This window comes from Anaerosporobacter mobilis DSM 15930 (genome assembly GCF_900142955.1).
Classification (GTDB): Bacteria; Bacillota; Clostridia; order Lachnospirales; family Lachnospiraceae; genus Anaerosporobacter; species Anaerosporobacter mobilis.
Genome location: NZ_FRCP01000013.1, coordinates 200,117 through 213,678 on the forward strand (window position 1 = coordinate 200,117; position 13,562 = coordinate 213,678).

Below are 13,562 nucleotides of genomic sequence, written 5' to 3' on the forward strand. Positions count from 1 at the left end.
ATGGTCAAACCTAAATATAAAAAATATCCCTCAAAAGTAGTTCCCTTTTGAGAGATATTTTTTATTAACTTATAGCCTATCTAATTGGCAAGTACGCCTTCTTCTAACAAGACATCATATAGTCTTGATATTGGAAGCCCTACTACGTTATAATAATCGCCATCTAACTTCTTAATATGCACTGCAAATCTACCTTGAACTGCATAAGCTCCCGCTTTATCCATAGGTTCTTTTGTTGCGACATACGCTTCAATCTGCTCTTCACTCATGGCATTCACATAAACTTTTGTCTCAACAGCAAAGTTGATTTCCTTGTCACATATAGAACCATCTTCTGCTGCCATCTTGATGATTATAGAAACACCAGTAAACACTTCATGAACATCATCTTGCAATAACTGTAACATTAGCTTTGCATCTTCTTCGTTCTTTGGTTTTCCCATAATCTGATTATTGTAAGCTACAATCGTATCACAACCAATAATCACGTCATGTATCTTTGCATTCTCTGCAACATCATTTGCTTTCATTGATGCTAAGCCCTTAACTATATTCACAGGCTCATTCTCCGTAATAACTTCTTCCTTATTACTAGCTTGCACTGTGAATGGAATTCCTACTTGTTCTAAGATTTCTTTTCTTCTGGGTGATCCTGATGCTAAAATTATATTGTACATATTCATCCTCCGTTTACATGGTCAAAAGTGGTGCATTTGACCTGTTCTTATTCTACCAATTTCTACGCAACAATTCTGGCTCTTGCTCAAGATGTGCATAATCATTAAATCGCTCTAGATATAAACGATTTCTTTCTCTATGATAGACCAATTGAGTAATACTTGTATTCTCTAGGCTAAGACCAAATTGTAACTTGTTTGCTTGATCTATTCCTAATACCCCTGCTACTAAAGAACGAATTGTACCACCATGTGTTACGATTGCCACATTCTTATAGTCTGTGCAAATTATCTCATTTAATACATGCTTTGCACGGTTCCATACATCTGCTCCACATTCTCCTGATGGGAAAGCTAGATCACTAGTCATGGCAGATCTTTCTTTTAAAAAATCACCATATCGATCCTGATTATAAGAATCTGTATTTCCTTCTAAATCACCAAAATCAATCTCTCTTAACTCCTCACGGATTTCATGATTCACGTGAAGATGTGTATTCGCAATCTCTGCTGTCTCTTTTGCACGATAATAATGACTTGAATATAACGCCTCTATTTGGTAATTGGCAAGACGTTTTCCAAGTAAATCAGCTTGCTTTCGTCCTACTACTGATAACTCCACATTCACATTGCATAATTTACTGTTTTGTCTTGCGTGTCTTATAAGATATATGTTCATTGTATCCTCCTGCATATGGCAGTGTGTTTTATCTCTATATGAATCTGTCAGTCTATTACCTTGCCTTGCATCTTTTTATATTCTTCTGCAGCTGGATCTTTGATATTATAGATTCGATTCCATTCCTTGGTATCTGTATTCTTAACTGTCTCTGAACGATTTCTGTATAAAAAACGTGTAAGGTTATAGCAATCTACCCAAATTTCGTTATTACCTTCTTTTTGCGACTCATCAAAAATCAACTGTAAACCAATATGTAAGTGCGAAGTCTCAATATTATTCACATTCTCTGTCGCACTGTATCCCGTTCTACCAAGATAACCTATTACATCACCTGCTTGAACGACACTGCCTTCTTCTAGAGCTTTATTATAAGGGAAATTCTTTCTTAAATGTGCATAGTAGTAATACCTCTTACCATCAAAACTCCGTATACCCAGACGCCATCCGCCATATTGATTCCAACCAATCGCCTCAACATACCCCGATTCGACTGCAACAATTGGTGTTCCAACCTGGCCCATCATATCATGTCCAAGATGCCTTCTTTTATACCCATATGACCTAGAAACACCAAAATCATCGTAATCACTATATGGAAAATTCTTTGCAATAGGTAAGAAGGCTTTCAAACCATATTTCTTAACCCAAACAAGCTCTTCTGACGTGTCATCTTTCTTCTGTTGGATTTCATACTCTCCTACCAAACCACCTAAAACCGCTGTATATGCTTCTAGGTAATAGGAATAATACTTCATGTCTGCAGTAATGGACGTCATAGTCTCTTCTTTATTTTGAAGACGCTCTACTAGCTTATTCATATCACTTTTCTTGTAGTTCCTAAATTCGCCACCATACGTTGCACCTAGATATGCTAGCAATTCAATCCAGTTCACATGTACTTCTTTTTCATAAGATTCCACATCATATTGATACGCCTGATCAAGGGCTTCATATGACACATTGAATTCAACCCATTTAATAAATTCCTTTTTTTCTTCTTCCTTACTGGAATCTTCTGATTTATCTGTATTCTGTTGCTCAGTGCTCTGATTGTCTGTATCACTACTTTCCCCAGACATTCCAGCTTCCTCTTCCCCTTCTATATCTGTCGTCACACTTACTTCACTCGTCTGACCAATCGTAGCAAGTGTACGTTTCGAAACCTTGTCATATATAAGGAAAGAGGTAGCAACAAGCACCACAAACAATTCACATAAGATTCCCTGTTTTATTCGAAATAACCGATTCATACTTACCTCTCATGCTAAAGATATTACTATAGTATGAGTAAATATAATTCACTATTCCTTTGATTCGTTTTTCCTTGTTAATAAAGTTGCTGAATCCGTTGATTTATTCTCATTATCACCTTGCTTCATAATGTTGCGATACTTCTTAATTATCTCTTTCATATCCTTACGAATACCAAACTTCTCATAATATTCTTTACTGCAAAGCTCAAGCATCGTACGTAGTGAACTTACCTGATACCATTTATAATTATCGTCAAAATGTTGCATTGTATCAAATTCAACCGATTCTAGGTACTGATTGCATAAGTCGTAATACTCTTTTAAATCACCGATACTTAATTGTAACTGCTTGAGTTCCGATACCAATTCACTCGTCAATCTTGTATTCTTTTCTTGACCCTTGAAGAAGTAATCCATGAATACTTGTAAGGTATCCATATTGATCTGGTCACTCTCCATTAAGTTGAAATTTTCTTCCATTACATTGAATAGCATCTCTTGTCTATACTTAGAAATCTCAGCACGCAATTCTTCGAATTGTTCATCTGCTTCCTCAAGCATAGCACTAATTCTTGAAAATTTTCTCTTAAATTTCACTGGAATGTCATCATCTCTTTTGTATTCTAACTTGTGCTCTATCTCTGCCCAAGTATGCATAAGGTTGGTTCTAATCTGTACTTCTGCTTTTAGTTTTCCAAAATCTCTATAGTTAGGTGTAGATAACCATTCATCCTTAACTTTAATAATAAAATGGTGTGAACGGTATCCAAACTCGTTTTCATCTAATAGTTCTTCTTTATCTTCACTCTCTAATATCTGAAATTCTTTGCTGATAATCTCACAAATTTTCTCTATATCACTACGGTAATAACAGATAATACGTATTCCACAGATATCTTCTATCTGTTCAAATGGTGAATCAAATTTCTTACGTTCAATTTTTTTTAGAAAAGAATCAAAACTCTTAATCCGATAATCAATCGTAAGATAACCAACATTAATCTCTGTCAGTAGAATCTTCAATGCTTCTACCAAGTTCTTAGCTAACTTCTCATATTGATCCGCTAATTCAAAGAATTGTTTCTTTAAGATATAGATATCCTTCTTCATGCTAACCTCCAAACCTCTTGAATGTGAAGCCATTCAAAAGTATCCCTTCACATAGTTCATACTCCTAAAACACATGACCTCTCATATCTATTATATTCAAAAATTGCCATTACTGCAAGTAATATCAGTAAGTACTTCCTATCATAAAGTTAAAAAAGGTGCTGAATAATAACAAAAAATACTACCACTGAACCAAAAACAGATTAAAGTGGTAGTAAATAAAATTTAAATATTGGTTTGAGTTTGAGTATATATCTGTTGCCTTCCAACCCTCCTTTGAACAGATATTATTATACCTTTATCCTATACTGTATTTGTGAAACTTTTGTGAAATAAATTTGTCAAAGTTAGTTTTTTGGCAATAACACATAAAAACTAACTCCTTCTCCTTCATTCCTAAGCCCGACAGTAAGCTGTAAGATATCCGATATTGTCTTCACTATAGATAATCCTAATCCATGACTATTACTCTCAGAATTAGCAGAATCAATCCCCTTATAGAATACTTTCCAAATCTTACTCTCCTCATCTTCTGATATAGGGGTTCCAGTATTAAATACCTCAATTGCTACAAACTCTTTTTCTTCTTTTACCGTTAATACTACCTTCTTACAATCATTCACATGACTCATTGCATTCATTATATAGTTATTCAATAACCGTTCTAACAATTGATAATCTGTATAGATTCTTCCACTTACATCGATACGAGCCACAAAGTCAATCCCTTTTGTCTTCATAATATTCTCATATCTTTCTACTAATCCATTCACTAATGTAACGAGCGAGAAACTCGTTTTATCTACATTTGTCTTACTCCACTCAAGTTCCGAATAACTTAGGATTTCGTGTACCAACGCATTCATTTGATTACACTCATCAACAATTACATTGCAATAATCTTGTATATCTTCTATGTTATCTACCACTGAATGTTGTAGTCCTTCTGCATATCCTTTAATAACAGTAATCGGTGTCTTTAAATCGTGAGTAATATTTCGGAACAATTGTTTTCTATGTTCAATATCTTCTCTGAGTTGATTGATGTTTTGACTTAACCTAGACGACATGGTATTGATACTAGTGGCTAACTGACCAATTTCATCAGGCGCATGATAATAAACCTGCTTGCTAAAATCTAGTTTTGCAATGCTTTCTGCCACGTTACTCATCTCAATAATTGGCTTCGTAATTCTTTTGGATAGATAGATTGCTATTCCACCACCAATTAATGCAATGAATATACCTACCATGATATAAAATTGGTTTGCAATATCTACACTATCTTGAACACCCTTTATTGATTTTCTTAGAATCAGATAATTGCCATCTTCCAATCTCTTTGTTAGAGTAATTTTGTAATTACTTTTATAAGAAGAAGTATCTTCAAATATTCCAAAAGTATACCCCTGCATGTCCTTATTCTGTAATGCAATCTCGCGCATTCGCTTTGATATTTCTTCATAAGAGCGCCTTGTTCTTGATGTATATTGAATGTTACCAGCATAATCGATAACGAAAACACTAATACCTTCTTCCTTATCTACAGATATAATGTATTCTTCAAAATCTCGCAGATTCTCATCATAATAGTTGCTTAACTCATTTCCAATCCGGACAAAGTCTTCTTTATTCTCATTTATATAATATTTCTCTAAAAGGAAATTATTCGTAATAAATTCCACTAAAATTATAGCAATAATAAACCCGCCAAATACGACTAACAATTTTCTTTCAATCGTCTTCACTCTTTCACTCTTACCCCCTTATTAATAAATAATTCAATAGACAATTACGAAACCTTTGTAATGTTTATTGACATACCAATGTGCATTAGAGAGTTACACAATTGTCTATCTAGGATCAAACATATATCCAGCCCCCCTTATGGTATGAATATATTGTCCACAGGATTTCAGTTTCGTTCGTAAGGTTTTTATATGCGTATCTATCGTACGCATGTCCCCCTCATAATCAAAGCCCCAAACCTGATCTAGAATCTGATCTCTTTAAAGAACACTTTTTTTATTCATAATTAAATAAATTAATAGCTGATATTCTTTACGATTTAAATCCACTGTTTCCTCAGCTACTTTAACTTCATAAGTCAGCTGATTTACCTGAATATCCCCTTCGTTAATTATACTCTCATTTTCTTTTATCTTCTTTCTCATAATGGCATTCACGCGTGCAACTAGAACTTCATAACTAAATGGTTTTGATATATAATCATTCGCGCCTGTATTCAACCCCTTAATTTCATCCTGTTCACCGCCTAATGCTGTTAGCATGATAACAGGTACTTCTGAATATTTACGTATTTGAGATAAAACTTCTATCCCATTGAATAAAGGTAACATAATATCAAGTATAACTAGTTCAATTTCTCGTTCTTCAAAGAATATCTTTAGTGCCTCACTACCATCACCAGCTTCTATTACCTGATATCCTTCCTTTTTTAATATGTCATGTATAAGTTTTCTCAAACGCTTATCATCTTCCACTAATAAAATCTTCATATAAAAGCAGTCCTCCTACTTTAAGCTTGTTCACAAACAAGCTTAGCTACATAAAGTGTCAAAATTGTTGCAATTATCCATTTAATAGTTGTAAAGTAAGTAACACCATAATTCATTATTTGAATAAAATAAAGCAGAGATACTATTATTAATAAAAGAGGAGAATCCCATGCCAATCAAAATATTCATTGACCAAGGACACAACCCTGAAACCGTTAATGCAGGTGCTGAGGGTTTTGGGTTACGTGAACAAGATATAACATACAACGTAGGAATTTATCTCGCAGACATACTCAATAATGATTCAAGATTTGAAGCTAGAACATCACGAACTAGTCCCACCGAAATCTTAGGCTATAATAATACTTCAAGCTTACAAACTAGAGTTGAGATGGCTAATAGCTGGCCAGCAAATTATTTCATAAGTCTACACTGTAATGCCAGTGAGAATCCAAGCTATAATGGTACGGAGATTTATGTAGAAAGTGCATATTCTCAAGCATACTATCTTGCAGAATATGTATTGAATGCTATCGTAAACAGAGTTGGTACAAGAGATAATGGAGTACGTATTAATCCTTCTTTATATGTCCTTCGTAGAACTACTATGCCTGCTATATTAGTAGAGATGGGATACATCACTAACTACGAAGATGCACAAAAATTGCGTGATGATCAATATCAATTTGCCTATGCTATATATGAAGGCTTACTAGTATACTTTGGTTTAGAACCTATATAAATAAAAAAACAATTTTTCTTCGATTATCTATTATCGAAGAAAAATTGTTTTTTATCTACGTTTCTTTTACGTAAACTTTTTGCGTGGAGAACCCTCTGCCTCTTACTTCATTAACCTGACTTATAATTACGAATGCATCGGGATCAATTTCCATAACAAGTTGATTTAATTTTGATAACTCTCTATTACTAATAACAGTCAATACCATTAAATTATCATTACGACAAAATCCTGTTTCTGCATGAAGAAGGGTTGAACCACGATCTAATTGATTAATAATCATATCATTAATTTCTTCATAATTCTTACTAACTATCTTAACCTGAAGCTGTGATTTTCCAAGTAGTAAGACTTTATCCAAAACAATTGTATAGATTACCACTAATAATATTCCATATAGAACTTGTTCTTTGTTTGAGAAGAGCATTTGTAACAATAAGATTGTAAAATCAATCACATATAATGATACAGAAACGGGAACCGCGAATTTTTTATACAATACAAGTGGTGGAATATCTACTCCCCCCGTTGATGCACCCACTCGTATTACAATTCCTATTCCAAATCCAATCATTATACCACCACAGATTACAGCTAACATATGGTCATTGGTAATTCCTCTAAGTTCAGGTATCCGCTCTAATATTCCGAATATAAACGGGTAATAGAATGTGCTTATTACCGTTGTTAATGCAAACTTCCTACCAAGTACATAGAATCCTAGTAGAAACATTATCAAGTTAAATATAGAGACAAATACTGTTATCGGAATGTTGAATTCATGATTGAAGAATAATGCAAGTCCCGTCGTCCCTCCCGTTATTAAATTATTCGGTAAAATAAACATCACGATTGCGGCAGCGTAGATCGTATTACCTAATAGTATATAAAATAGGTTCTTCAAATATTTTTTCCGTGAATTTTTCATCATGCAAACTCTCCTCTTCTCCAAAATAATCTCTTTATTAAAATAGCTATCTATGCTCATTATCTCTATTACTGCGCCATAGTAAAGCACAAAAAAAGCAGACATCTGTCTGCTTTAATTATCTATATAAAATTGTTTCCTATCGTATCTTTTTAATACCTTAATATAGTATATTCTTAATTTATTCTTCTTTCTCATAATCATCACCAATATGATAATACCATTCATTTTGCAATTTGTAAACATAAAACTTGCAAAATTATGTTTCACTCTATTTATTAAGAAAGTCTATAGTCATTTTGGCAATCTCCTTATAATGATCCCAATGGAGATAATGATTGCCTTCAATCACAGCCATTTCACTATAAACTAAATGTCTTGTATATTCGTTATAAATTTCTGCCTCTTTACTTCCTCTAACATAAAAAAACATTACTGGTAGTTCATCCTTTAATTTGATTTTCTCTGTCTCTTCTATATTAGCCTTTAGATACTCTCGTTCCTCTAATACATTTTCATTATAACGATTCCATATAGTAATAGCTTTCATAATTTTTCTGTTTTTCTTCGAATAAGCATCGATACTCTTATCAGGAAGATACTTTTCAGAGTGAAATGTTACTTCCATTCTTGGTACTCCTAAAATATCAGCATACTTCATCGCTCTTGTTGTCTTCTTATAAGCTTCACCAATATAATCTTTCATCTTAGGCAGTACACAATCAATACCAACAATTGCCTTCACTTGTTCAGGATACCGATTTGCATAATAGACAGAATAAATACCTGATTCTGAATGTGGCATTAAAACTACTTTATCTTTAATACCTATGTTATCAAGTGCCATGTGAATCTCTTCTGTTATATTCTTTACTGTCCTCGCTCTACTCGTTCTCTCACTATAACCATATCCAAAAGGTTCAACTACCACTACACGATTCTTCTTAGATAATTCATTTACTAAGGGCGCAAAATCCAATACAGGCGCTGCAGTTCCAAGACCGGGTAACAAAACAATTGTATTCCTACCCTTCCCTTTACTATATATGTGCATCTTATTCCCGTACACTTCTACCATTTCACCTGGTGCCTTATAAATTCCTTTTTCATAATTTGTTTCTACATAATTAAAAAATAGCCAACTAACAATAATCACTGGTACCCAAAAGAGAAGATTTTTTCCTATTTGCTTACATTTCTTCATCGAATCACTCCTTTGTTTCGGACTGGTGACGTATCTTTAATCGTCATCAATCTAACCTCTTATATACTAATTATGCCAAAAAAGGAATTGTATAACCATAATTTCGGCTTACAATTCCCTCTTTAATCTTACATTTTTGAAAGGCATTCAATTAGATACCTCTAACACAGTAGTAATTATTCTATCCTGTAAGGAGCTCCATGCCCTGGATACATCTTTTTAACAGTATAGGTAGATAACTTCCTCAAACTATTAGTTAATTGATTAAAATCAAGTGCATTCATTGCCGGCTCAGGTTTTTTAAGATTAGCATAAGTATCGCCAACGATACAGTCTCCCTGATCCGTAATTATTGCTATTGATCCATTGGTATGACCCGGAATGTGTACGATTGTACCTTCTAAACCATACTCATCTAATCGCATTCCATCTTCAATTGAAACCCTTGGTAAAAATCCCTCGAATGCAGACGCTATCTTGTTAGACACCTTTTTCATAATCGGTTTTATAAATCTCATGATAATCCGGTACTTAATACTCTTATACTTACAATTTAACAATATAGCTTCTGATGTTAATTGGTTTACTAGATATACATCCTCTTTATGTAACGCTATAGGTACCTCATACAAATCACTTAGGTACCTTGCGTTATAGCTATGATCACAATCTCCATGTGTAAGTACAATTAATAACAGATTTTCTTTCGTGCAACTTAGTTCGGTTAGCTTATTTACGATTTGCTCTCGTCTACTATTATAAGCCTTATCTAAAAACATTGGACCGCCTGAATCTACTAATATATTCCCTTTCTCTGTTTTAATTAGATAACTATTAACTCCTTGTAGATCAATACGATTAATTTCATATTTCACTTAGATCCTTCCTTTCGATAATGTCATCACACCATTTGATAGTTTCTTTAATAATACGTATTCCATAATATAAAACTGAAAGTTTATAATAATAGCAATCTTTGTTTCTAGTGTTTACATATTGCTCTTCAAGTTCATACAGTCCCTTTAGATACGTAACATTGTTTTCACGATATCTGATCAACAGTTCTCTACGTTTATCTTCCTGTAATAAATCGTAGAAATATATCTTAACAAGCTGCGTTCCATTCCCATCGTCTATCATAATAGGTGTCTCTAACCAAATCTCAAACGCTTTCCTTCCCTCATCAGTTATATGATAATAATTCTTTTTTCTATCACCATGATTACTCTCATACATGGCTACTAACCCCTTGTTTGCTAGCTTTTTTAGAATAGGGTATAAACTACCAAAACTAGCTTTGTAAAAAACACTTATTCCACTTTCTATGTATTTCTTAATATCATATCCTGTCATATCCTCATAATTTACCATACCTAACACTATGTACTCTAACATCTGTCCAACCTTTCTATCATTAATCTATCCATTCATGGATACTTATAATTCTATAAATATATCGCTCCGATATATTTATAGTTGTATCATAATCTGAAAACCAATTAATGTCAATACTTTTTTTACCTAATATAACCAGAATTTGTACTCACAAACCAACAATATTCCAATATACTATAGTATAATAATTATTGTAAAGGTTGAACGCTATGGAACAATGCCTCGCTTTCAAAACCCAAAACACTACTTCTGATGTAACAATTAACATGGCACCTCATATCCTTTACACAAAGGAATCGACGCATACCGCATATCAGCAGCATCATCGATACATCCTTCATCACCAAATTACGTATAATAGTCAAATGAAAAATACTATGCTGCAGTATATTACAGGTAACCTTTATCTAATTGATGATATGGGTTATCATATTCCTTGTTCCTATATTCCAATTACAATCTTATCTTCTGACAATGGTTCTTTCAGAACCTCTCACACGGACATTGACGGTAATTATAACTTTTCTTATGAGATTGACTATACAAGCACTTCTCTATTAGATAAGGTTAGATATACCTCAAATCTTAAATTATTTGCCTATCTACCAACAATTCGTATTCATTTTGCTTTTGACACTATTATCGATGACTGGGATAATGTACTGATTGAAACGCCGTATCTCATTAAATAAATTAAGAAAAAAGAAGACATTGCATAATTAATCTACAATGTCTTCTTTTGATGAACGAATCCAATCCTAGTTAGCTTCTGAAATCTTCAATTTCTTATTGCTAACTAGCTTCTGGTTTTATAAAAAATAGCTTTTACATTTATCTTAAACAGCTTCTAATTTTTTAAACAGCTTTTAAATTTTTAAATAGTTACTGACTTTAACTTTTTATTTAATTTAGTATATACCACTTTCATATTTTGTTCATTGCTTATCTGTACAGCATCATCTATATCAATCCATCTTACACCACTGTTTTCATCTTCTTTGATAGCTAATGCTTCCGACTCATCTGCTTCAAGTAGATATGTAACATTGATATGTATATGCGATGATACATATTTTCCTCTCTTCACATGCCCATCCACGCATAACAATTCTAATGAGAAGATATCCTCCTGAAGTGGCTTAATATTCTTGATTCCAGTCTCCTCCATTGTTTCTCGGATGGCAACATTAAGCAAATTATCCTCGCCATCTGCATGGCCACCAGTCCATGCCCAGGACTGATAGATATTATGGAATATCATTAAGACCTTTGTTCTATCCTTATTAACTATCCAAGAGGAAGCTGTCATATGTGCAAATTCATTCTCTCTTGTAAGTATGTTAGGAAACGTAGTAATATAATCTAGTGCCACTTTCTTATCTTGCTTCTCTTGCTCATTAAAAGGGTTATAATTACGTATCTCATCAATCCAGTTCATAAACTATCCTCCGTATTATCTATTCCTAAATTATTAATATCCGAATGTTCCATCTAGTGATTCATCATTGTCAATCCAATCATTTACCTCAACCATTCTGAATTCTTCATTTGTATCCCGAATATATACTTTCTCAATACCCGCATTGATAATCAGTCGCTTGCACATAGAACAGCTATTGGAATTCTGAACATATTCACCTGTTACTGCATCTAATCCAACAAGGTATAGCGAACTACCAAACATAACCTCTCTAGATGCACTAATAATAGCATTTGCCTCTGCATGAACACTACGACAGAGCTCATATCTTTCTCCCCTTGGTATCTTCATCTTCTCACGAATACATATTCCTAAATCAGAACAGTTCTTTCGTCCTCTTGGAGCACCTACATAACCAGTTGATATTACTTCATCATTATTCACAATTACAGCTCCATAATGCCGTCTTAAACAAGTACATCTTTTTGAAACAACTTCTGCTAAATCTAGATAATAGTTAATCTTATCTCTTCTTTCCATACTTATTCTCCTACTTTCATATTATCATATTGGCATTTTCAAATCATCTTTCTCATTTCGATTTTTTGATTGATTATCGATTTTTCAATCGTTTTTTCTTATATAGCTTATACACTACATTTACCATCATTAATTGTCCTCTATACCTTATACTCTATATTTACCATCACTAAATGTCCTCTATCTACCGTTCAAACTACAATTCTTCTATCAATGAAACTACTTTCAGCCATTCCACCAACAATACATTTTAAAGAGACGGCATTCTACTAACGCAAGTGATAAGTCAATTTTAACTATTGTATCATATATACGTAATTGAACATAGCTAAATAACACAAAAAAAGCTCTTAAATCTTGAATTCAAAATTTAAGAACCTATTTACTGCGGATGACAGGAATTGAACCTGCACGGTCTCCCACTAGATCCTAAGTCTAGCGCGTCTGCCAGTTCCGCCACATCCGCATATCAAGACATCGGGGATTCTGAACCCACGGGGTTCTCTTCACCTCTGTCTTTAATGAGACATCGGGGATTCGAACCCCGGACAACTTGATTAAAAGTCAAGTGCTCTACCAACTGAGCTAATATCCCATTTTATAATTATTGATTTTGTTCAGAGAATACTCTGACTGGGCTAGCTGGATTCGAACCAGCGACTGCAGGAGTCAAAGTCCTGTGCCTTACCGCTTGGCGATAGCCCAATAACTAAACATTACATTTAGTAACGTGCCACAAGGGATTCGAACCCCCGACACACGGCTTAGAAGGCCGTTGCTCTATCCAACTGAGCTAGTAGCACACAATCTTTATCTAAAAAATTAGATAAAGATAAGCGCGAGACGGGATTCGAACCCGCGACCCTCGCCTTGGCAAGGCGATACTCCACCACTGAGCCACTCGCGCGTATTACTTCGTATATTTAATTCATATACAAAGCGGGTGATGGGAATCGAACCCACGTATCTAGCTTGGAAGGCTAGTGTTCTACCATTGAACTACACCCGCATATAAGTCGGGGTGACAGGATTCGAACCTGCGACCTCTTGATCCCAAATCAAGCGCTCTAGCCAAGCTGAGCCACACCCCGT

At 34.0% G+C, this 13,562-nt stretch carries 15 protein-coding genes and 7 tRNA genes; 2 read left to right on the top strand and 20 right to left on the bottom strand.

The annotated features are described in order from the left end of the window. Window positions 1–80: 80 nt before the first annotated feature. The 7 genes from BUB90_RS13460 to BUB90_RS13485 all read right to left on the bottom strand — a co-directional run bounded on the left by BUB90_RS13460 (window position 81) and on the right by BUB90_RS13485 (window position 6,241). Window positions 81–677 carry a Maf family protein gene (locus BUB90_RS13460; RefSeq protein WP_073288595.1) on the bottom strand — a complete coding sequence of 199 codons (597 nt, stop codon included), beginning with the start codon at window positions 675–677 and terminating at the stop codon, window positions 81–83. Between the two features lie 52 nt (window positions 678–729). Further along, complete coding sequence (locus tag BUB90_RS13465) at window positions 730–1,356, bottom strand: histidine phosphatase family protein (protein WP_073288597.1); 627 nt, start codon at window positions 1,354–1,356, stop codon at window positions 730–732. Between the two features lie 47 nt (window positions 1,357–1,403). Further along, on the bottom strand, window positions 1,404–2,438 hold the full coding sequence (locus BUB90_RS13470; protein ID WP_084139262.1) for a M23 family metallopeptidase: 1,035 nt from the start codon (window positions 2,436–2,438) through the stop codon (window positions 1,404–1,406). Between the two features lie 222 nt (window positions 2,439–2,660). After that, window positions 2,661–3,722, bottom strand: coding sequence for a GTP pyrophosphokinase (locus tag BUB90_RS13475; RefSeq protein WP_073288602.1), 1,062 nt, complete (start codon window positions 3,720–3,722; stop codon window positions 2,661–2,663). 347 nt (window positions 3,723–4,069) lie between these two features. Then, the gene (locus BUB90_RS13480) at window positions 4,070–5,470 is read right to left on the bottom strand and encodes a sensor histidine kinase (protein ID WP_073288605.1); all 1,401 of its coding nucleotides are present in this window, start codon (window positions 5,468–5,470) and stop codon (window positions 4,070–4,072) included. Window positions 5,471–5,575: 105 nt separating this feature from the next. Beyond that, the gene (locus tag BUB90_RS24305) at window positions 5,576–5,722 is read right to left on the bottom strand and encodes a winged helix-turn-helix domain-containing protein (protein ID WP_334292894.1); all 147 of its coding nucleotides are present in this window, start codon (window positions 5,720–5,722) and stop codon (window positions 5,576–5,578) included. A 9-nt stretch (window positions 5,723–5,731) separates the two neighbouring features. Continuing rightward, window positions 5,732–6,241, bottom strand: a complete 510-nt coding sequence (locus tag BUB90_RS13485; RefSeq protein WP_330393793.1) for a response regulator transcription factor — start codon at window positions 6,239–6,241, stop codon at window positions 5,732–5,734. Between the two features lie 169 nt (window positions 6,242–6,410). On the opposite strand from BUB90_RS13485, the gene BUB90_RS13490 reads away from it, so the two are divergent. Further along, window positions 6,411–6,983: an N-acetylmuramoyl-L-alanine amidase family protein gene (locus tag BUB90_RS13490; protein ID WP_073288607.1), complete on the top strand. Its 573-nt coding sequence runs from the start codon at window positions 6,411–6,413 to the stop codon at window positions 6,981–6,983. 55 nt (window positions 6,984–7,038) lie between these two features. Here the strand turns inward: BUB90_RS13490 and BUB90_RS13495 are convergent, their stop codons facing one another. The 4 genes from BUB90_RS13495 to BUB90_RS13510 form a co-directional block, all read right to left on the bottom strand. Next, window positions 7,039–7,911 carry a YitT family protein gene (locus BUB90_RS13495; RefSeq protein WP_073288665.1) on the bottom strand — a complete coding sequence of 291 codons (873 nt, stop codon included), beginning with the start codon at window positions 7,909–7,911 and terminating at the stop codon, window positions 7,039–7,041. Window positions 7,912–8,182: 271 nt separating this feature from the next. Further along, complete coding sequence (locus tag BUB90_RS13500; RefSeq protein ID WP_084139256.1) at window positions 8,183–9,115, bottom strand: alpha/beta fold hydrolase; 933 nt, start codon at window positions 9,113–9,115, stop codon at window positions 8,183–8,185. A gap of 176 nt (window positions 9,116–9,291) precedes the next feature. Next, entirely contained in the window at window positions 9,292–9,990 is a 699-nt protein-coding gene (locus BUB90_RS13505; protein ID WP_073288609.1) for an MBL fold metallo-hydrolase, read from the bottom strand. Beyond that, the gene (locus BUB90_RS13510; protein WP_073288612.1) at window positions 9,980–10,510 is read right to left on the bottom strand and encodes a PadR family transcriptional regulator; all 531 of its coding nucleotides are present in this window, start codon (window positions 10,508–10,510) and stop codon (window positions 9,980–9,982) included. Before BUB90_RS13510 ends, BUB90_RS13505 begins: the two co-directional genes overlap by 11 nt. Window positions 10,511–10,719: 209 nt before the next feature. Between BUB90_RS13510 and BUB90_RS13515 the strand changes: the two genes are divergently transcribed. Further along, a complete protein-coding gene (locus tag BUB90_RS13515) occupies window positions 10,720–11,202 on the top strand; it encodes a hypothetical protein (protein WP_139241768.1) in 483 nt (160 codons plus the stop codon). A 182-nt stretch (window positions 11,203–11,384) separates the two neighbouring features. Here the strand turns inward: BUB90_RS13515 and BUB90_RS13520 are convergent, their stop codons facing one another. The 9 genes from BUB90_RS13520 to BUB90_RS13560 all read right to left on the bottom strand — a co-directional run bounded on the left by BUB90_RS13520 (window position 11,385) and on the right by BUB90_RS13560 (window position 13,561). Further along, on the bottom strand, window positions 11,385–11,948 hold the full coding sequence (locus BUB90_RS13520) for an NUDIX hydrolase (protein ID WP_073288616.1): 564 nt from the start codon (window positions 11,946–11,948) through the stop codon (window positions 11,385–11,387). Between the two features lie 33 nt (window positions 11,949–11,981). Next, window positions 11,982–12,470 (bottom strand): deoxycytidylate deaminase, encoded by a 489-nt coding sequence (locus BUB90_RS13525; protein ID WP_073288618.1) that lies wholly within the window; start codon window positions 12,468–12,470, stop codon window positions 11,982–11,984. 386 nt (window positions 12,471–12,856) lie between these two features. Further along, window positions 12,857–12,936 (bottom strand) — tRNA-Leu (locus BUB90_RS13530). A 56-nt stretch (window positions 12,937–12,992) separates the two neighbouring features. Next, window positions 12,993–13,065, bottom strand: a tRNA-Lys gene (locus BUB90_RS13535). Between the two features lie 38 nt (window positions 13,066–13,103). Further along, a tRNA-Gln gene (locus BUB90_RS13540) sits at window positions 13,104–13,175 on the bottom strand. 24 nt (window positions 13,176–13,199) lie between these two features. Further along, window positions 13,200–13,273: transfer RNA gene (locus tag BUB90_RS13545), tRNA-Arg, on the bottom strand. A gap of 32 nt (window positions 13,274–13,305) precedes the next feature. After that, a tRNA-Gly gene (locus BUB90_RS13550) sits at window positions 13,306–13,377 on the bottom strand. Between the two features lie 31 nt (window positions 13,378–13,408). Beyond that, a tRNA-Gly gene (locus tag BUB90_RS13555) sits at window positions 13,409–13,479 on the bottom strand. A 7-nt stretch (window positions 13,480–13,486) separates the two neighbouring features. Further along, window positions 13,487–13,561 (bottom strand) — tRNA-Pro (locus BUB90_RS13560). Window position 13,562 lies beyond the last annotated feature (1 nt).